The sequence below is a fragment of the Rathayibacter sp. PhB152 genome (assembly GCF_003751395.1).
Classification (GTDB): Bacteria; Actinomycetota; Actinomycetes; order Actinomycetales; family Microbacteriaceae; genus Rathayibacter; species Rathayibacter festucae.
In genome coordinates this window covers 520,419-537,944 of the sequence record NZ_RJUT01000002.1, presented here as the reverse complement: position 1 = coordinate 537,944, position 17,526 = coordinate 520,419, and the positions used below count along the sequence as shown (strand labels likewise).

Genomic DNA, 17,526 nt, shown 5'->3' with positions numbered 1-17,526 from the left:
CGGTTCAGGCGGTCACGACTGGCACACCGGGCACCAGTAGAGCTTGCGCGCACCGATCTCCTCGAGCAGGACGTTCGTGCCGCAGACCCGGCAGGGCAGTCCCTCGCGCTTGTAGACGTAGTTGCGCTCGGCCCGGCTGCGCACGGCGGCGGAGCGCTGCGTCTTCGTCAGTCCCCGGCGCGTGATCATCATCCCGGTCCGGATGCCGTCCTCGAGCAGGAGCGCCCAGTCGGCCCAGAGCTCGCGCGCGAGCTCGAGCGGCACCAGCTTGCCGGGCGTGTGCGGGTCGAGGCCGGCGCGGTAGAGCAGCTCGGCGCGGTAGATGTTGCCGATGCCGCTGACGACCGACTGGTCCATCAGCACGAGCCCCACCGGCGTGGCCGTCTTGCGCAGCCGGTTCACGAAGCGGTCGCGCGCCTCGTCGGAGTCGTCCGCCGCGGGGTCGGGACCGAGCCGAGCGAGCAGCGCCTCCACCTGCGAGTCGTCCATCACCTCGCAGGCCGTCGGGCCGCGCAGGTCGGCGACCGTCTCCTCCGTCTGGATGCGCACGCGCACGGCGCCGATCGGCGGCGGCGGGAACTCCTCGAGGTCGCTGTCGGTCTCGTGCTCGGTCTCGGAGAGCCGGACGGCCCGGCGGCGGCGCGGGGCGCCGATGCTGCTGCCGGCCTTGCCGTCATCGAACAGCGGCGAGACGTGACCGAGGAAGTCCCAGGCACCGTAGAGGCCGAGGTGCACGTGCAGCGTCGCATCGCCCTCGAAGCGCAGCAGCAGGTGCTTGCCGACCGCGGTCGACTCGAGCACGGTGCGGCCGTCCAGCAGCGCGGCACCCTCGGTGAAGCGGCCCTGCGGGCTGCTCGTCGCGACGGCGTGGCCGACGATGTCGCGCTCGAACTGCAGCGCGATGCGGTGGACGGAGTGGCCCTCGGGCACCTAGCGGCCGCTCGAGGCGGAGTCGACCGTGCGGCCGGCGATGTCGCCCGTGGTCTCGTACTCCGCGAGCTGCGCGATGCGGCGCACGTGGCGCTCCTCGAAGGAGAACGGCTCGGCGACGAAGGCGTCGATGAAGTCCGTCGCCTCCTCGACCGAGTGCTGGCGCGCTCCGATCGAGATCACGTTGGCGTCGTTGTGCTGACGGGCGAGCACCGCGGTGCTGAGGCTCCAGACCAGCGCGGCGCGGACGCCCGCGACCTTGTTGGCCGCGATCTGCTCGCCGTTGCCGGAGCCGCCGAAGACGATGCCGAGCGCCTCGACGCCGGCCTCCTGGTCGCGCACGACCGCGGCGGCCGCGTTGATGCAGAACGAGGGGTAGTCGTCGAGCGGGTCGTACGAGGTGGGGCCGTGGTCGACCACGTCGTGGCCGGCGGCACCGAGGTGCTCGATCAGGTGCCGGCTGAAGTCCAGCCCGGCATGGTCCGTTGCGATGTGGATGCGCACGCGCTCGTCCTCCGGAAAGCCGTCGTGGCCCGTGGATCCGGGCCGGGAGTCAGGGTACCGCTCGCGCGGCGGCCCGGTCCTCAGGAGAGGACCGGGTCGCCCGCGCGGACCGCGGCTCAGTCGAAGATCGGGTCGCGGGTGCGCGAGCGCTTGAGCTCGAAGAAGCCGTCGTACGAGGCCACGGCGACGAGGCCGTCCCAGAGCGAGAGCGCCTGCTCGCCGCGCGGGATGGGCGAGATGACCGGCCCGAAGAAGGCGATGTCGCCGATCGCGATGACCGGCGTGCCGACGTCCTGGCCGACCCGGCCGATGCCGTCGAAGTGCGAGGCGCGCATCGGCTCGTCGTACTCGTCCGTGTCGGCGAAGGCGGCGAGGTTCGCGTCGAGGCCGACCTCGGCGAGCGACTCGGCGATGATCGCGTCGACGTCCGTGCGGCCGCCGGGGTGGATCCGCGTGCCGAGCGCGTCGTAGAGCGGCTTGACCTTGTCCTGACCCTCGCGCTCGCCCACGGCGGCGACGAGGCGCGTGTAGCGCAGGGCGCGCGGGAAGAACGCGCGGTAGTCGTCGCTCACGTCCTGGTCCTCGTTGAGCACGGCGAGGCTCATGATGTGCCAGGTGACGTCGAGGTCGCGCCCCTCCGTCACCTCGTCCACGAAGCGGGAGGTCATCCAGGCCCACGGGCAGGAGGGATCGAACCAGAAGTCAACGGCGGTCATGAGGCAACGCTACGCCTCTCGGCGCCTCTCGGGTGCGCGGGTGCGGAGCGGCCCTAGGGTGGATCGGTGGCGCCCGCACCCCGGCGCCGAAGCGGCAGCGCCGAGACGAACGGATGGAGCACCCTGTGCCTGGAGACAATCTCACCCGGAGCGAAGCGCAGGAGCGCGCCTCGCTGATCCAGGTCGACGCCTACGACGTCGCCCTCGACCTCACGCGGGGGGCCGAGACCTTCCGCAGCACCACGACCGTGCGCTTCACGGCGACGGAGGGGGCGTCCTCCTTCATCGACGCGATCACGAAGACCGTGCACTCGGTCACGCTGAACGGCGTCGAGCTCGACCCGGCCGACGTCGCCGACGGCGTGCGGATCCGCCTCGACTCGCTGGCGGCCGAGAACGTGCTGCGCGTCGACGCCGACTCGCTCTACACGAACACGGGCGAGGGCCTGCACCGCTTCGTCGACCCGGTCGACGGCGAGGTCTACCTGTACTCGCAGTTCGAGGTCCCCGACTCGCGCCGCGTCTTCGCGGTGTTCGAGCAGCCCGACCTCAAGGCCGCCTTCTCCTTCACGGTGACCGCGCCCGCCTCCTGGCAGGTCGTCTCCAACCAGCCGACCCCCGAGCCGGTCCCGGCCGGCGACGGCGTCGCGACCTGGAGCTTCGAGCCCACCCCGCGGATCTCCTCGTACATCACCGCGCTCATCGCCGGCCCCTACGTCGTCGAGACCGACTCGCTGGTCTCCTCCGACGGCCGCACCGTGCCGCTCGGCGTCTTCGCCCGTGCCTCGCTCGCGCCGTTCCTCGACGCGGACTACGTCTTCGAGAAGACCAAGCAGGGCTTCGCCTTCTACGAGGAGAAGTTCGGGGTGCCGTACCCGTTCGCGAAGTACGACCAGCTCTTCGTCCCCGAGTTCAGCGCCGGCGCGATGGAGAACGCGGGAGCGGTCACCTTCACCGAGACCTACGTCTTCCGTTCCAAGGTGACCGACGCGGTCAAGGAGCGCCGGGTGGTCACGATCCTGCACGAGCTCGCGCACATGTGGTTCGGCGACCTGGTGACCATGAAGTGGTGGAACGACCTCTGGCTGAACGAGTCGTTCGCCGAGTACGCGTCCACCCTCGCGACCGCCGAGGCGACCGAGTGGACCGAGGCCTGGACCACCTTCGCCGCGATGGAGAAGAGCTGGGCCTACCGCCAGGACCAGCTGCCCTCGACGCACCCGATCGTCGCGACGATCAACGATCTCGAGGACGTCCAGGTCAACTTCGACGGCATCACCTACGCCAAGGGCGCCTCCGTGCTCAAGCAGCTGGTGGCCTGGGTCGGCGAGAAGGAGTTCCTCGCCGGCGTGCACGAGTACTTCGTGAAGCACGCGTTCTCGAACACCGAGCTGCGCGACCTGCTGGTCGAGCTCGAGGCGACCAGCGGCCGCGACCTGTCCGAGTGGTCGGCGCAGTGGCTCGAGACGGCCGGCGTGAACACGCTCCGCCCCGAGATCGTGGTCGACGAGGAGGGCGCCATCGCCTCGTTCGCGATCCTGCAGAGCGCGGTCGCCGACTACCCGACGATCCGCCCGCACCGCCTCGCGATCGGCCTCTACGACTTCGAGGGCGACCGCCTCGTGCGCATCGACCGCCTCGAGCTCGACGTCGACGGCGAGCGCACCGAGGTGCCCGAGCTGATCGGCCGCACCCGCCCCGCGCTGGTGCTGCTCAACGACGACGACCTCGCCTACGCGAAGATCCGGCTGGACGACGCCTCGCTCGCCGTCGCGATCGAGCACCTCGCGAGCATCAGCAGCCCGCTCGCGCGCTCGCTGGTCTGGGGCTCGGTCTGGGACGCGACCCGCGACGCCGAGTCGGCGCCGCGCGACTTCGTCCGCCTCGTGCTCGGCAACATCGCGACCGAGACGGAGTCGACGACGCTGCGCACGGTCCTCGGCCAGTTGGTCAGCACCGCCTCGCAGTACGTCGCGCCGGAGCACCGCGACAAGGTCCTCGCGGAGGTGGGCGACCGGCTGTGGGCGCTCGCGCAGGGCGCCGAGGCCGGCAGCGACGCGCAGTTCCAGTTCGTGAAGGTGCTCGCCGCCGTCGCCACGACGCCCGCCCATCTGGACGCCGTGCAAGCGCTGCGCGACGGGACCACGACGCTGCCGGGGCTCGAGATCGACACCGATCTCTCCTGGGAGCTCCTCATCGCTCTCGTGGCCGGCGGGCGGGCGGACGCCTCGGACATCGACGCGGCCCTCGCTGCCGACAACACCGCGACGGGAGCGCAGTCCGCGGCGAACGCCCGCGCAGCGATCCCGACGGCAGAGGCGAAGCGCGCGGCCTGGGACTCGGTGACGCTCGACGACTCGGCGCCGAACACCATCGTGCGTGCGACGGGGCTCGGCTTCCAGCACACCAGCGACCCCGCCGTCCTCGAGGCGATGGTGCCGGTGTACTTCGACGCCCTCCGCTCACTGTGGGACGCGAAGAGCTACAAGATCGCCGAGTACCTCGTCGTCGGCTTCTACCCGGCGGCGACGCCGACGCCCGCGATCGTCGACGCCACCCGCGCGTGGCTCGACGCGAACCCCGACGTGCCGGCGCTGCGCCGCCTCGTCATCGAGAACCTGGCCGGCGTCGAGCGCGCCCTGCGCGCGCAGGAGCGCGACGCAGCGCTCTGAGCGCGACAGCCCTGCTGATCGAGTAGCGCGCGCAGCGCGCGTATCGAGATCCCCCGTCACCAGGAGGAGCGGGTCTCGATACGCCGCTCCGCGGCTGCTCGACCAGCATGCGGAGGGGGATGGGGGCTAGCGCTCCGGGACAGCGCGCCGGGCCGGGCCGGCGTACGCCGACAGCGGGCGGATGAGCGCGTTCGAGGCGCGCTGCTCCAGGACGTGCGCGGTCCAGCCGACGACGCGGGCCGCGACGAAGAGCGGCGTGAAGAGCTCCGTGTCGAAGCCCATCAGGCGGTAGGCCGGACCGGACGGGTAGTCGAGGTTCGGCAGGATGCCCGTGCGCTCGCTCATCTCGGCGGCCAGCGCGTCGTAGAGCTCGAGCATGTCGTCCGCCCCGGCCTGCTCGGCCACCCGCCGGAGCGCCGCTTCCATCGTCGGCACGCGCGAGTCGCCCGACTTGTAGACGCGGTGGCCGAAGCCCATCACCTTGCGCTTCGCCCCGAGCGCCTCCGCCAGCCAGGCCCGCGCGCGGGGACCCGCCTCCGGCCCCAGGCCGATCTCGTCGAAGACGTGCAGGACGGCCTCGTTCGCGCCGCCGTGCAGCGGCCCCTTCAGCGCGCCGACCGCCGCCGTCACGGCCGAGTGGACGTCCGAGAGCGTCGAGGTGACGACGCGAGCCGTGAACGTCGAGGCGTTGAACGAGTGCTCGGCGTACAGCACCAGGGACACTCGAAAGGCGTCGACGACCACCGGGTCGGGCAGCTCGCCGAAGGTCATCCAGAGGAAGTTCTCCGAGTAGTCGAGATCGTCGCGCGCGGCGATCGGCTCCTGCCCGTGCCGGCGGCGCTGGATCGCGGCGACGACGGCGGGCAATACCGCCCAGAGCCGCATCGAGCGCTCCAGGACCGCCTCCGGCGACTCGTCCTCGGGGTCCGTCTCGAGCGCGCCGAGGACGCTCACCGCCGTGCGCACCACGTCCATCGGATGCGCCGTCACCGGCAGCAGGTCGACCACCGCGCGCACCTCCGGCGCCGGCTCCCGGTGCGCGCGCTCGAAGGCGCGGAGCTCCTCGGTCTCGGCGGGAGTCGGCAGCTCGCCCTTCCACAGCAGCCAGGACACCTCCTCGAAGGAGCAGGACGCCGCCAGCTCCTGCACCGGATAGCCGCGGTACAGCAGCGAATTCGACTCCGGGTCGACCTTCGAGATCGCCGTGGTGTCGACGACGACCCCCACGAGTCCCTTGCGGATGTCCTGCTCGGTGGTGCTCATCGCTCGCTCCTTCGCGATCGGATCGGCGACCGGAGCCGCCGGGGTGGGTCGTGGCTCAGGCGCCGTGGTGGCCGGCGAGGCTGAAGTCGAAGACGCCCTCGTCGAAGCGGCTGTAGGACGAGTAGTCGAGCAGCTCGTAGAGCTCGGCCCGCGTCTGCATCCCGGCGACCTCGGACTGCAGCGAGCCCTCGGCCTTCAGCGCGTCGAGCGCGCGCATCGCCGCGCCCATCGCGATGCGGAGCAGCGACACCGGGTAGATCACGATGTTCACCCCGACGTCGGCGAGCTGCTGCGTCGTGAAGAGCTCGCTCTTGCCGAACTCGGTCATGTTCGCCAGGACCGGGACGTCGATCGCGGCGCGGACGGCCTCGAACTCGCTGAGGTCGCGCATCGCCTCGGGGAAGATCGCGTCGGCCCCGGCGTCGACGAGGCGCTTCGCCCGGTCGATCGCGGCCTGCAGCCCGTCGAGGGCGCGGATGTCGGTGCGGGCCATGATCACGAGACCCGGATCGCGGCGGGCGTCGACCGCGGCGGCGATGCGCCGCACGGAGGTGCTCTCGTCGACGACGGCCTTCCCGTCGAGGTGTCCGCAGCGCTTGGGATTGACCTGGTCCTCGATGTGCAGGGCCGTCACTCCGGCGTCCTCGAGCATCTGCACGGTGCGCGCGACATTGAGGGGCTCGCCGAAGCCGGTGTCGGCGTCGATCAGGACGGGCAGGTCGGTCATCCGCGCGATCTGCTGGCCGCGGCCCGCGACCTCGCTCAGCGTGGTCAGGCCGATGTCCGGCAGGCCGAGCTCGGCCGACAGCACCGCACCCGACACGTAGACGCCGTCGAAGCCCTTCTCCTCGATCAGCCGCGCCGACAGCGGGGTGAACGCCCCCGGCAGCTGCAGCAGCTCGCCGGTCGCGAGCCGCTCGCGGAAGAGGCGGCGCTTCTCGGCGGGAGTCCGGGTGGAGTGGAGCATCGGGCGTCCTTCCCCTGGGGCGGAGTTCGGGTGCGGAGTGCGGGGGCCGGGCCGGCCCTCGTCGAATCTATCCCCCGGACGCCGCCCGGCGGCGTTCCGGCGTCACCGGAGCCGGCCAGCGCGCGTCCCTTAACCTGGACGGGATGCTGCTACTCGAGACCTCCACCCCAGACCCCGTCGCCGCGACCATCTCCTTCTTCGACTCCGAGCTCTTCTGGAAGAGCGTCGCCGTCCTCGCGATCGTGCTCGGCGCCCTGCTGGCCCGCGTCATCGCGCACTTCGTCGTCGGGCGCGTCGTCGATCAGATCGTCTCGGGGGTGAAGAAGCGCCAGCGCGTCGAGGACACCCAGGCCATCGCCGCCTCGCCCCTCGCCGCGGTCCGGGTCGTGCAGCGCACGAGGACCCTCGGCTCGATCCTCAACAACATCAGCTCGATCCTCATCGTGGTCATCGCCGTCGTGATGATCGTGAACACCATCGACAACACCCTGATCGGCTCCTTCGCGCTGCTCACGGCCGCGCTCGGCGCCGGCCTCGGTTTCGGTGCGCAGAACATCGTCAAGGACGTCCTCAACGGCCTGTTCATGGTCGCGGAGGACCAGCTCGGCGTCGGCGACGTCGTCGACACCGGCCAGGCCACGGGAGTGGTCGAGAACGTCGGCGTGCGGATCACCCAGATCCGCGACGTCAACGGCACGCTCTGGTTCGTCCGCAACGGTGAGATCGTCCGCGTCGGCAACATGTCGCAGGGCTGGTCGCGAGTGATCATCGACCTGGCCGTGCCCTACGAGACGGACCTCGAATCCGTGCAGAGCACGATCCTCAGCACCGCGAACGAGCTCGCCTCGAGCAGCCGCTGGCGGGCGCGGATCATCGACAAGCCCGAGCTCTGGGGCCTCGAGTCGATCGCCGACGACGCGCTGGTCATCCGCGTGGTGCTGAAGACCCGCACCACCGCGAAAGACGACGTCGCGCGCGAGCTCCGCATCCGCCTCAAGCGCGCCCTGGACAGCCTCGACGTCAAGCTGCCCTCGCTCAGCGCGGTGGTGCTCAGCGGCTTCGAGGGAGCGACGAGCGTCGGGGGCGTGAAGGGACCGCGCACGACGCCGACCGCCACGGTCACGACCGAGCACGGGAAGCCGGTGCGCCTGCCGCGTGCTCTGCGCAAGCCGAAGGCGCCGCCTGCGCCCGAGCAGGCGCCGCCCGCTCAGCGACCGCAGGACGGCGGCTCCGTGCCGCCCCGGACGGGACCGCGCTCGTGAGCGGGCTGCAGATCGGCGGCACTCCCCCGATGCGCTCCTTCTGGGAGCACCTCGGCGGGCGACCGACCTTCGAGCGTCTCGTCCGCCGCTTCTACGAGGGCGTCCGCGAGGACGAGGTCCTCTGGCCGATGTACCCCGAGCACGACCTCGAGGGCGCGATCCAGCGGCTCACCGGCTTCCTCGAGCAGTACTGGGGCGGCCCCGGCACCTACAGCGAGGAGCGCGGGCACCCGCGCCTGCGGATGCGGCACCAGCCGTTCAAAGTGAACCCCGAGGCCCGCGACCGCTGGCTCGCGCACATGCGGGTCGCGGTCGACGAGCTGGAGCTGGCTCCGGCCGACGACGCGATGCTCTGGGACTACCTCGAGCGCGCTGCGCACGCGATGGTCAACACCTTCGAGGAGTAGCGCTCGGCGCTTCCCGCCGGCGTCGGTTCAGGCGGGGGTGCGGACGAGCACGTGCCCGCGCCGCGAGGTGAGCCGCCGCCACTGACCGCTCTCGAGCAGCGCGACGGGATCGTCGGCGCCGAGGAAGCCGAGCGCGAACAGCGCGAAGGCGGCGCCGGCGGGCACATCCTCGAGGCCGTCGAGCGGACGCCCCCAGACGGTCGAGCGCACGCGGCCGACGATCTGCTCGCCGGTCTCGGAGCCGACCGCCGCGGCGATCTCGTCGATGCCGTCGCGGGCGACCTTCTCGAGGAACGCCGGGTCCACGGGCTCGCGCCGCTGCCAGCCGCCGCGCGGCGGCGAGATGCCGGCCCAGGCGCCCGCCGTGGCGTCGTCGCCGTCAGGCAGCACGACCGGCTTGCCGTCCGCTCCCCCGGGCTCCCACTGCAGGCGGGCGAGCCGGTCGGAGAGCGCGCGGATCGGCACCACCCGGTCGAAGGCGGTCGGCTCGTCGAGCGCGAAGACGCGCAGGCCGAGCACCGTCGAGGACCGGTCGAGCAGGCCGCGCGGCTGGAGGATCGCGGTGTACGCGGCCAGGATGCGATCCTGCGCGAGCAGGCGCACGGCGCCGTCCTCGACACGCGCGGACCGGCCGAGGAACACGCGCAGATCGGAGAGGCTGGGCGGATCCGCCAGGGAGAAGGACGACATCATCGCGTCGATAAACTTACCCGAGGCCGCTCTCCTGATCGGCAGACACCCCGGAGGTCCCGTGTCCGATCCGCTCTCCTCGTTCCTCACCGCCCTCGATCTCGTCGACACGGGCGCGCGCACCAGCGAGGACATCTCCACCGGTCCCTCGCAGTGGATGCCGGAGGGCCGCGTCTTCGGCGGCCAGGTGCTGGCGCAGTCGCTGATCGCGGCCGGACGCACCGTCGAGGAGCGCAGCGTGCACTCGATGCACGGCTACTTCCTCCGCCCGGGCGACGTCTCGCAGCCGATCACCTTCTCGGTCGACCGGATCCACGACGGCCGCTCGTTCGCCACCCGGCGGACCCAGGCCTATCAGAACGGGGCGCCGATCCTCTCGATGATCGCGTCGTTCCAGACCGAGGACGAGGGCCTGGACCACCAGAGGCCGATGCCGGAGGGCGTGCCCGATCCGGAGTCGCTGCCGAGCACTGCCGAGGTTCTGAAGGGAGTCGACCACCCGGTCGGCAGCTTCTGGGCGACGCAGCGGCCGTTCGACGTCCGCCACGTCGAGCAGCCGGTGTACCTCCGCGCCGATCCGAGCCGCACGGCGCACCAGTGCGTCTGGATGCGCGCGCTCGGCCCGCTGCCGGACGACGCGCTGCTGCACCGCGCCGCACTCGCCTACGCGAGCGACTACACGATCCTCGAGTCGACGCTGCGCCGGCACGGGGCGGCCTGGATCACCCCCGGGCTCCGCATCGCGAGCCTCGACCACGCGATGTGGTGGCACCGCCCCGCGCGCGTCGACGAGTGGCTGCTCTACGTGCAGGAGTCGCCGAGCGCCTCCGGAGGCCGCGGTCTCTCGCTCGGCCGCATCTACTCGCGGGACGGCCGCCTGGTGGCGAGCGTCGCCCAGGAGGGCATGGTCCGCGTCCCGCTCGGCTGAGCGGTCCGGCTCGCGCCGGGAGCGCCCGCCGGACGGGACGGCGTCAGCTCCGCTTGGAGAAGGCGACGGGCTCCTCGACGTACGGCGCCCAGACCTCACGGAGCTCCTCCGGGATGCGCTCCGGGCGACCCGTGGCAGCGGTCACCATGACGAGCGTCGTCGCGGCCTTCGTGTAGAGCACGCGCGGCTCGACGCCGGTCGGCGAGTACAGCTCGTAGCAGACCTCGAGGCTCGCGCCGCCGATCCGCCCGATCCACAGCTCGATGTCGAGCGGGGCGCGCATGTACGGGATCGGTGCGAGGTACTCGATCTCCTGCCGCGCGATCAGGCTGATGGTGCGCGCACCCGGCCGGGCGTCGAGCACCGCCGTCGCCATGCCGCCCGGCTCCGGGGAGTCGGGGCGCCAGAACGCCTGGATGCGCGCCTCCTCGAGCAGGCGCAGCATCTCGGCGTTGTTGACGTGCGCGTAGGCGTCGAAGTCCGACCAGCGCAGCGGGATGGCGACGTGCAGGCGCATCAGTCGCGGGTGAGCTTGCGGTACGCGGAGCGGTGCGGCTTCGCCGCGTCCGGGCCGAGGCGCTCGATCTTGTTCTGCTCGTACGACTCGAAGTTGCCCTCGAACCAGTACCAGTTGGCCGGGTCCTCCTCGGTGCCCTCGTAGGAGAGGATGTGCGTCGCGATCCGGTCGAGGAACCAGCGATCGTGGGTGATCACCACGGCGCAGCCGGGGAACTCGAGCAGTGCGTTCTCGAGGCTGCCGAGCGTCTCGATGTCCAGGTCGTTGGTGGGCTCGTCGAGCAGGAGCAGGTTGCCGCCCTGCTTCAGCGTCAGCGCCAGGTTGAGGCGGTTGCGCTCACCACCGGAGAGGATGCCCGCGCGCTTCTGCTGGTCCGGGCCCTTGAAGCCGAACTGCGAGACGTAGGCCCGCGAGGGGATCTCGGTCTTGCCGACCTGGATGTAGTCGTGCCCGTCGGAGACGACCTCCCAGAGGTTCTTGTTCGGGTCGATGCCGCCGCGGGTCTGGTCGACGTAGGAGATGTCGACGGTGTCGCCGATCTTGAGGTCGCCCGAGTCGAGCGGCTCGAAGCCGACGATCGTCTTGAAGAGCGTGGTCTTGCCGACGCCGTTCGGGCCGATGACGCCGACGATGCCGTTGCGCGGCAGGGTGAAGCTGAGGTCGTCGATCAGGACGCGGTCGCCGAAGGACTTGTGCAGCTTCTTCGCGTCGATGACCTGCGAGCCCAGGCGCGGGCCGACCGGGATGACGATCTCCTCGAAGTCGAGGACGCGCGTCTTCTCGGCCTCCGCCGCCATCTCCTCGTAGCGCGCGAGGCGCGACTTCGACTTGGTCTGGCGGCCCTTCGCGTTGCTGCGGACCCACTCGAGCTCGGTGGTCAGGCGCTTGGCGAGCTTGGCGTCCTTCTTGCCCTGCACCTCGAGGCGGGCGCTCTTCTTCTCGAGGTAGGTCGAGTAGTTGCCCTCGTAGGGGTAGAGGTGACCGCGGTCGACCTCGGCGATCCACTCCGCGACGTTGTCGAGGAAGTACCGGTCGTGGGTCACGGCGAGGACGGCGCCGGGGTACTTGGAGAGGAACTGCTCGAGCCAGAGCACGCTCTCGGCGTCCAGGTGGTTGGTGGGCTCGTCCAGCAGCAGCAGGTCGGGCTTCTGCAGCAGGAGCTTGGTCAGCGCCACTCGGCGCTTCTCACCACCGGAGAGGCTGGTGACGGGCGAGTCCCCCGGCGGGGTGCGCAGCGCGTCCATCGCCTGCTCGAGCTGCGAGTCGAGGTCCCAGGCGTCGGCGGCGTCGATGGCCTCCTGCAGGGTGCCCATCTCGGCGAGGAGCGTGTCGAAGTCGGCGTCCGGGTCGGCCATCGCCAACGAGATCTCGTTGAAGCGGTCGATCTTGCCCTTGATCTCGCCGACGCCCTCCTGGACGTTCTCGAGCACCGTCTTGGTCTCGTCGAGCTCCGGCTCCTGCATCAGGATGCCGACGGTGTAGCCCGGGCTCAGCCGCGCCTCGCCGTTGCTCGGGGTGTCGAGCCCCGCCATGATCTTCAGGATCGTCGACTTGCCGGCGCCGTTCGGGCCGACCACGCCGATCTTCGCCCCGGGCAGGAACGACATCGTGACGTCGTCCAGGATCAGCTTGTCGCCGACCGCCTTGCGGGCGCGCACCATCGAGTAAATGTATTCAGCCACTTCAGTCCCTCAACCGCTCGTACGTTCTCGGAGCCCCGCTCTCCGCCGCGGGCGTCCCGTTCGTCGGGTGCCCCTCGGCCGGAATGTCGCCGGTGATCGACCACCGCACGCGGGAGCGCGGGCGGGAAGGTCGGAGGCCGGGCCGGTACTGAGGATACCGGCTGGACGCGCGGAGCGTTCGGCTCGCTGCTCCGGCTCCGGCCGGCGGCTCAGCCGTCGAGCGGGACGGTGTTGCCGATGAGGCAGGCGCCGGTCGCGATCGGCGCGGCGACGACCGCGCGGACGCCGTCCACCTTCGGCCCGTACTGCCCGATGAGGCAGGCGTCGCTCGCCTTCACCGAGACCTGCACGGAGTCGGCCTCGAGGCCGACCGAGGTCTCGTCGGCGGTGAGCTGCATCGACTCCTTCGACGTCGGCTAGACGTGGGCAGCTCAACGTACCTTTCCGTCGATGAAGTTGCACCACAGTGCCGCCGCCGCGTCAGTCATTCGATTGAACGTGACCCTTGCTCCGCCGCAGTAGATCGCACCGTCCAATCACCTTATCGAATCTCCGCCGTCAACGATCATCTTTTTCGGCTTCGAGCTTCTCGATGCGCTCCAGGAGGTGGCCTACCATCTCAGACAGATAGGTCAATGTCCGTTCACGCTGATATTCGAGATCGCGCTCGCTCCCGACCGTCACTCGCATCTGCGGGGCACGAAGCGCCGGGATTCGGTTAAGGTCAACGTAGTAGTCATCGGACGTCTTACGTTCAAAATCAGCCATACACGGACAGTACACGTGACGAACATCTGCTGGCCATACCAACCCGTCTCGAACTGCGGCCGTACCTCCTACGACACTGGGCAAGGCGCCAGAAATGTGAAGCCAGCGCGGTCGCAAATCTTGTGACTTAGGTCGACATGCGAACACGACCAGAGCCTATCACAATGACCCTGCAAAATAGATCAAACAATATTGTCAGCGGAAGCGTCTGTTATCCGCTCGCTGTTGAAATACTAAATTGAGCACTCGGTTTATGAAGCCGTGGTGAATTTTCACGGCGAGTTGCACACGATCTTTCGCTCGACGTAGCAAGCTAAAATACGACGTTGTGAACCGTTGTACACGGTCATCGTCGACATCAACTGACGCGTCGTGCCGTTCTCACGCCGTCGCCGTCACTCATCTCGAATCTACAGTCGCTTCACTCCTTGCCCTATCGATCATAATCCAATATATTTGCGCGTTCCTGTTCGAGAGAATACGGGTCTGTCTCGCTTGCTGGAACCCGTCTTTTAGCGCTGATCGGCCATCTTCCGGCTGACACAGCCAACCCCGTGGCCCTTCGCCTAAAACTCTAAGAGACCTTCGGAGTATGCCGCAGGGCTTCCTTCCTCATCGTCCTCTCGACCGCGTTATACCGGGCGGGGCTCAAGATGCTCCTCAAGACGCATTTCTTTTACGTGCTTTCCCCGCTCGTTATCATCCGGCAATTGACGATCCTGTCGGAACTCAGAACCTCTTCAGTACTTCCAGCGAAGATGCAACGCGAAAGCTTAGCCTCCTTGTACCCTACATATAGCGACGCAACAGGCAATAGATGACACTCCCCGACCGCTGGCCGAGAGACCACTAAAGCCAACAGGTCCGCGAAACGGTGGCGCACACGTGTAGGCTGCGTTTAGGACGTTACAGGAGGTAGGCGTGGCGGGAAAATATCAGATATTTGTGAGCTCTACTTATGGTGACCTGAAAGATGAGCGAGACCGGGTTATTCAGGGCGTTCTCGAACTAGGACACATCCCGGTCGGTATGGAAATGTTTAGCGCTGCCGACGAAGAGCAGTGGCACATTATTGCGCGGCATATCGAAGAGAGCGACTACTATGTAGCTATCATTGCTCACCGATACGGCTCAATCGTGGAGGGCATCAGTTACACCCGAAAAGAATACGAGTTCGCCTTGTCGAAAGGAGTTCCCGTCATCGGCTTCGTTATTGATCCCGGAGCGCCTTGGCCGGCCGATCGAATCGACACTGACCCGATGGCTGTGGCGCGCCTCAAAGAATTCAAGGAGCTTATCGAGGCTAAACCAGTCGGGTACTGGCGGTCGGCGGACGACCTGTACGGGCAGGCATCCGTAGCGCTCGTTAAGACGATGGCTGCACGGCCACGAGTTGGGTGGATTCGAGCAACGTCCGCCGTAGGTCCCGAGGTCACTGCAGAAATATCGCGGCTAAGCGCCGAGAATGCGACCCTGCGTTCACAAATTGCTGAGCTCGAAGCCTCGTCCGACCGTGGACGCGAGGAGGAACTTGACGCCCTTTGGCGGCGTCTGCAGCTCTCCAAATGGGAGTATTCTGTGCGGGTGCCGGACGAGAAGGACTGGATGGACGGTGAGCCGATTTCCATGCGTCACATGTTCTCGGTCCTGGCTCCAAATCTCGTCGTTGAAGCGACCGTGAGCACGATTAGAATCATGTTGCTTACAAACACGAATGCTAAAGAAAGGCCCGAAATAACTCCGTTGGCAATTCCAAATAACCACATTAGCGCTCTGGTTGCCGACTTTATGACCCTTGACTTGATGGAGCCATCCACACGCCGCCATCCCGTTTCGGATAAGAATGAGTATTGGACTTTGACCGACCTCGGCCGTGAGCTCATGAAGCGCCGCAAGCGAATTGAGTTTGAGCGCGACTGGAGCGCTCAAGAACGAGATGCTACTACAACAGTAGAGAAGGTCGGTGAATAAAGACTGCGCGCGTTGACCACAATCATGTCGTTTCGAGCAGCGGCGGCTTCCTAGATAACAGGTTTTAGGCTTCGAAGTTGTTGCGGAATACGAATGGGCCGAACGTCATCTGACACTTACCGGTATCCAATCGGTTTTCGCTGACATCTGCCACATCGGAGGCGGTGACGCGCCTCTAACTTCCACTGAATTACTTACGGAATCAGTGCGGCGCTAATCCGTCCGATAAGTGCGACAGCGCGCCGTTGGTGCGCTCACGGCCCCTTTCGCACTCGTCATCGGCAGTCAAATTTCACCGGTGACGCTTGGCGAAAAGGAGTGCCCGCTGGCTCGTTGCAGTAGGCAGGCCGGGATGTTTCATGGCCGGCGGCTCAGCCGTCGAGGGGGACGGTGCTGCCGATGAGGCAGGCGCCGGTCGCGATCGGCGCGGCGACGACCGCGCGGACGCCGTCCACCTTCGGCCCGTACTGCCCGATGAGGCAGGCGTCGCTCGCCTTCACCGAGACCTGCACGGAGTCGGCCTCGAGGCCGACCGAGGTCTCGTCGGCGGTGAGCTGCATGGACTCCTTCGCGAAGCCGGCGGCCACGAGGGCGTCGACGACGCTCCGGCCGGGCGTCTCCGGGTCGGAGCCGGCGGCGGCGGTGACGATCTCCCGGAAGAAGGGGAGGTTCTCCTCCGCGGTGCCGCCGGGCACGAGAGCGACCGGGGCGGCGGGCTCCTCGGTGGACGGGGCGGCCGACGCCGACGGGCTCTCGGCGGCCGGCGGCGCGGTGGGCGCCGTGCAGCCGGCGATGCCGATCAGCAGCGCGAGGACCGCTCCCGCTCGCAGGCCGGCGCGGACGACGGTCCGTGTGCTCACTCGAATCCCTCCCGCGGCGGCCGGACGCGCGCCGAACGCCGCGTCAGAACGGGGCGTCGGCCGAGTCTAACGAGGCCTCGGACGGCTCCGACGCGGAGGCGCGCGCTGCGCCCCAGTCGCCGCCGGAGGACGCGGAGGTCGCGCCCTCGACGGCGGCCGGCGCCTCCGGACTCCAGCCGCTCGCGCCGCTCGCGGCCGCCTCGGGCGCGGACACCTCGGGGGCTGCCGCCTTCGCCCGCCCGACCGTCCGGGTGCAGCGGGTCGTGCCCCAGGCCAGGTCGTGGCCGAGGCCCTCGGCGATCACGCTCACGTCCGTCCCCGTCTTGCCGCCGGACTCCCAGGAGCGGACGGAGAGGCGCCCGGTGACGAGGACGCGGTCGCCGCGCGCGAGCGAGGCCAGGGCGTTGCCGGCCAGCCCGTTGAAGGCGTTCACGGTGTACCAGTTGGTCGAGCCGTCCACCCAGCGCTGGGTGGAGCGGTCGTAGCGCCGCTGGGCGGACGCCAGGCGGAAGGTCGTCATCGCGGTGCCGCTCGCCGTGTCGACGCTGCGCGGCTCGGTCCCGATGACTCCGATGACGGTCAGGGTGTCGGTCATGCTGCTGTCCTCTCCTCGGTCGCCGCCCACGGGCGGCGCTCCTCTGCTCCCGACGCGACTGCGACGGGGACGCCGCCCGGGCGGAGGGGGCCGGAACCACCCGGGCGACGCAGGGACAGTGTCGCGACGAAGGGCCCGCCTCCGTGGTGGAGGCGGGCCCTTCGGTGGAGACCGGGCGACATCGTCGCCTGGGGAGGAGAGCTAGGAGGCGAGGATGTACTTGGAGTACGACTTGCGGATCTTGTTCACCTTCGGCAGCGCCACCGCGAGGCAGTAGCCCTGGCCGGGGTTCTTGGCGAAGAAGTCCTGGTGGTAGTCCTCGGCCTCGTGATAGACGCCCAAAGGCGCGATCTCGGTGACGATCGGGCCGTCCCACCACTCGGAGGCGCGGTCGCGGGCGGTCTCGAACAGCTCCTTCTCCTCATCGGAGGAGTAGTACATGGCCGAGCGGTACTGCGTCCCGACGTCGTTGCCCTGGCGGTTGAGCTGCCGCGGGTCGTGCAGCGTGAAGAACACGTCGAGGATCACCTGCTCCGGGATGACCTCGGGGTCGAAGGTGACGGCGACGGCCTCCGCGTGCCCGGTGCGGCCCGTGCAGACGGACTCGTAGTCGGGGTTCGGGGTCGATCCGCCGGTGTAGCCGGAGACGACGTCGGTCACGCCGTCGAGGACGCGGTAGACGGCGTCCAGACACCAGAAGCATCCTCCGGCGAGTACGAATGTGCGCATTGCGTGTGACTCACTTCCTGTCGCATCGACGCGGCCGGGGTGCCGGGCACGTCTCTCGATCCAAC

Annotated in this window: 18 protein-coding genes; 5 read left to right on the top strand and 13 right to left on the bottom strand. The window is 68.9% G+C overall.

Annotated elements, in window-relative coordinates:
* Window positions 1-12: 12 nt before the first annotated feature.
* From EDF36_RS05945 to EDF36_RS05935, 3 genes are all read right to left on the bottom strand, one after another.
* Entirely contained in the window at window positions 13-930 is a 918-nt protein-coding gene (locus EDF36_RS05945; RefSeq protein ID WP_123703475.1) for an Fpg/Nei family DNA glycosylase, read from the bottom strand.
* Complete coding sequence (locus EDF36_RS05940; protein ID WP_123703473.1) at window positions 931-1,434, bottom strand: ribose-5-phosphate isomerase; 504 nt, start codon at window positions 1,432-1,434, stop codon at window positions 931-933.
* A gap of 116 nt (window positions 1,435-1,550) precedes the next feature.
* Window positions 1,551-2,150, bottom strand: coding sequence for a DsbA family protein (locus tag EDF36_RS05935; protein ID WP_123703471.1), 600 nt, complete (start codon window positions 2,148-2,150; stop codon window positions 1,551-1,553).
* A 125-nt stretch (window positions 2,151-2,275) separates the two neighbouring features.
* On the opposite strand from EDF36_RS05935, the gene pepN reads away from it, so the two are divergent.
* Entirely contained in the window at window positions 2,276-4,822 is a 2,547-nt protein-coding gene (pepN, locus tag EDF36_RS05930) for an aminopeptidase N (protein ID WP_123732257.1), read from the top strand.
* Between the two features lie 126 nt (window positions 4,823-4,948).
* Here the strand turns inward: pepN and EDF36_RS05925 are convergent, their stop codons facing one another.
* Together EDF36_RS05925 and prpB are read right to left on the bottom strand one after the other, a co-directional pair.
* The gene (locus tag EDF36_RS05925; RefSeq protein ID WP_123732256.1) at window positions 4,949-6,085 is read right to left on the bottom strand and encodes a bifunctional 2-methylcitrate synthase/citrate synthase; all 1,137 of its coding nucleotides are present in this window, start codon (window positions 6,083-6,085) and stop codon (window positions 4,949-4,951) included.
* A gap of 55 nt (window positions 6,086-6,140) precedes the next feature.
* Window positions 6,141-7,052, bottom strand: a complete 912-nt coding sequence (gene prpB, locus EDF36_RS05920) for a methylisocitrate lyase (RefSeq protein WP_123445786.1) — start codon at window positions 7,050-7,052, stop codon at window positions 6,141-6,143.
* Window positions 7,053-7,195: 143 nt separating this feature from the next.
* Between prpB and EDF36_RS05915 the strand changes: the two genes are divergently transcribed.
* Window positions 7,196-8,314, top strand: a complete 1,119-nt coding sequence (locus tag EDF36_RS05915; protein WP_123732255.1) for a mechanosensitive ion channel family protein — start codon at window positions 7,196-7,198, stop codon at window positions 8,312-8,314.
* A 29-nt stretch (window positions 8,315-8,343) separates the two neighbouring features.
* Window positions 8,344-8,721 carry a globin gene (locus EDF36_RS05910; protein WP_123732438.1) on the top strand — a complete coding sequence of 126 codons (378 nt, stop codon included), beginning with the start codon at window positions 8,344-8,346 and terminating at the stop codon, window positions 8,719-8,721.
* A 27-nt stretch (window positions 8,722-8,748) separates the two neighbouring features.
* Here EDF36_RS05910 and EDF36_RS05905 read toward each other — a convergent pair whose 3' ends face one another.
* Window positions 8,749-9,411 (bottom strand): hypothetical protein, encoded by a 663-nt coding sequence (locus EDF36_RS05905; RefSeq protein ID WP_308197316.1) that lies wholly within the window; start codon window positions 9,409-9,411, stop codon window positions 8,749-8,751.
* Between the two features lie 61 nt (window positions 9,412-9,472).
* Here EDF36_RS05905 and EDF36_RS05900 point away from each other — a divergent pair, with 61 nt between their 5' ends.
* A complete protein-coding gene (locus EDF36_RS05900; RefSeq protein ID WP_185020379.1) occupies window positions 9,473-10,339 on the top strand; it encodes an acyl-CoA thioesterase II in 867 nt (288 codons plus the stop codon).
* A 43-nt stretch (window positions 10,340-10,382) separates the two neighbouring features.
* Here the strand turns inward: EDF36_RS05900 and EDF36_RS05895 are convergent, their stop codons facing one another.
* From EDF36_RS05895 to EDF36_RS20875, 4 genes are all read right to left on the bottom strand, one after another.
* Complete coding sequence (locus EDF36_RS05895) at window positions 10,383-10,856, bottom strand: thioesterase family protein (protein ID WP_123732253.1); 474 nt, start codon at window positions 10,854-10,856, stop codon at window positions 10,383-10,385.
* Window positions 10,856-12,538, bottom strand: a complete 1,683-nt coding sequence (gene ettA, locus EDF36_RS05890) for an energy-dependent translational throttle protein EttA (RefSeq protein ID WP_123445782.1) — start codon at window positions 12,536-12,538, stop codon at window positions 10,856-10,858. Before ettA ends, EDF36_RS05895 begins: the two co-directional genes overlap by 1 nt.
* Window positions 12,539-12,747: 209 nt before the next feature.
* On the bottom strand, window positions 12,748-12,936 hold the full coding sequence (locus EDF36_RS05885; RefSeq protein ID WP_123732252.1) for a DUF6993 domain-containing protein: 189 nt from the start codon (window positions 12,934-12,936) through the stop codon (window positions 12,748-12,750).
* Between the two features lie 160 nt (window positions 12,937-13,096).
* The gene (locus EDF36_RS20875) at window positions 13,097-13,306 is read right to left on the bottom strand and encodes a hypothetical protein (protein ID WP_148059978.1); all 210 of its coding nucleotides are present in this window, start codon (window positions 13,304-13,306) and stop codon (window positions 13,097-13,099) included.
* 921 nt (window positions 13,307-14,227) lie between these two features.
* Here EDF36_RS20875 and EDF36_RS05880 point away from each other — a divergent pair.
* Window positions 14,228-15,277, top strand: coding sequence for a DUF4062 domain-containing protein (locus EDF36_RS05880; RefSeq protein WP_123732251.1), 1,050 nt, complete (start codon window positions 14,228-14,230; stop codon window positions 15,275-15,277).
* A gap of 371 nt (window positions 15,278-15,648) precedes the next feature.
* Here the strand turns inward: EDF36_RS05880 and EDF36_RS05875 are convergent, their stop codons facing one another.
* The 3 genes from EDF36_RS05875 to msrA form a co-directional block, all read right to left on the bottom strand.
* A complete protein-coding gene (locus tag EDF36_RS05875) occupies window positions 15,649-16,137 on the bottom strand; it encodes a DUF6993 domain-containing protein (protein ID WP_123732250.1) in 489 nt (162 codons plus the stop codon).
* A 43-nt stretch (window positions 16,138-16,180) separates the two neighbouring features.
* Complete coding sequence (locus tag EDF36_RS05870; protein WP_148059977.1) at window positions 16,181-16,732, bottom strand: single-stranded DNA-binding protein; 552 nt, start codon at window positions 16,730-16,732, stop codon at window positions 16,181-16,183.
* A gap of 201 nt (window positions 16,733-16,933) precedes the next feature.
* On the bottom strand, window positions 16,934-17,461 hold the full coding sequence (gene msrA / locus EDF36_RS05865; protein ID WP_123732248.1) for a peptide-methionine (S)-S-oxide reductase MsrA: 528 nt from the start codon (window positions 17,459-17,461) through the stop codon (window positions 16,934-16,936).
* Between the last annotated feature and the right edge of the window lie 65 nt (window positions 17,462-17,526).

What these genes read in the sequence shown, in the direction of transcription:
- prpB (WP_123445786.1), bottom strand. Translation starts at nt 7,052, where the DNA reads ATGCTCCACTCCACCCGGACTCCCGCCGAGAAGCGCCGCCTCTTCCGC.
- EDF36_RS05925 (WP_123732256.1), bottom strand. Translation starts at nt 6,085, where the DNA reads ATGAGCACCACCGAGCAGGACATCCGCAAGGGACTCGTGGGGGTCGTC.
- EDF36_RS05915 (WP_123732255.1), top strand. Translation starts at nt 7,196, where the DNA reads ATGCTGCTACTCGAGACCTCCACCCCAGACCCCGTCGCCGCGACCATC.
- EDF36_RS05870 (WP_148059977.1), bottom strand. Translation starts at nt 16,732, where the DNA reads ATGACCGACACCCTGACCGTCATCGGAGTCATCGGGACCGAGCCGCGC.
- EDF36_RS05910 (WP_123732438.1), top strand. Translation starts at nt 8,344, where the DNA reads ATGCGCTCCTTCTGGGAGCACCTCGGCGGGCGACCGACCTTCGAGCGT.
- EDF36_RS05905 (WP_308197316.1), bottom strand. Translation starts at nt 9,411, where the DNA reads ATGTCGTCCTTCTCCCTGGCGGATCCGCCCAGCCTCTCCGATCTGCGC.
- EDF36_RS05885 (WP_123732252.1), bottom strand. Translation starts at nt 12,936, where the DNA reads ATGCAGCTCACCGCCGACGAGACCTCGGTCGGCCTCGAGGCCGACTCC.
- EDF36_RS05935 (WP_123703471.1), bottom strand. Translation starts at nt 2,150, where the DNA reads ATGACCGCCGTTGACTTCTGGTTCGATCCCTCCTGCCCGTGGGCCTGG.
- EDF36_RS05895 (WP_123732253.1), bottom strand. Translation starts at nt 10,856, where the DNA reads ATGCGCCTGCACGTCGCCATCCCGCTGCGCTGGTCGGACTTCGACGCC.
- EDF36_RS20875 (WP_148059978.1), bottom strand. Translation starts at nt 13,306, where the DNA reads ATGGCTGATTTTGAACGTAAGACGTCCGATGACTACTACGTTGACCTT.
- msrA (WP_123732248.1), bottom strand. Translation starts at nt 17,461, where the DNA reads ATGCGCACATTCGTACTCGCCGGAGGATGCTTCTGGTGTCTGGACGCC.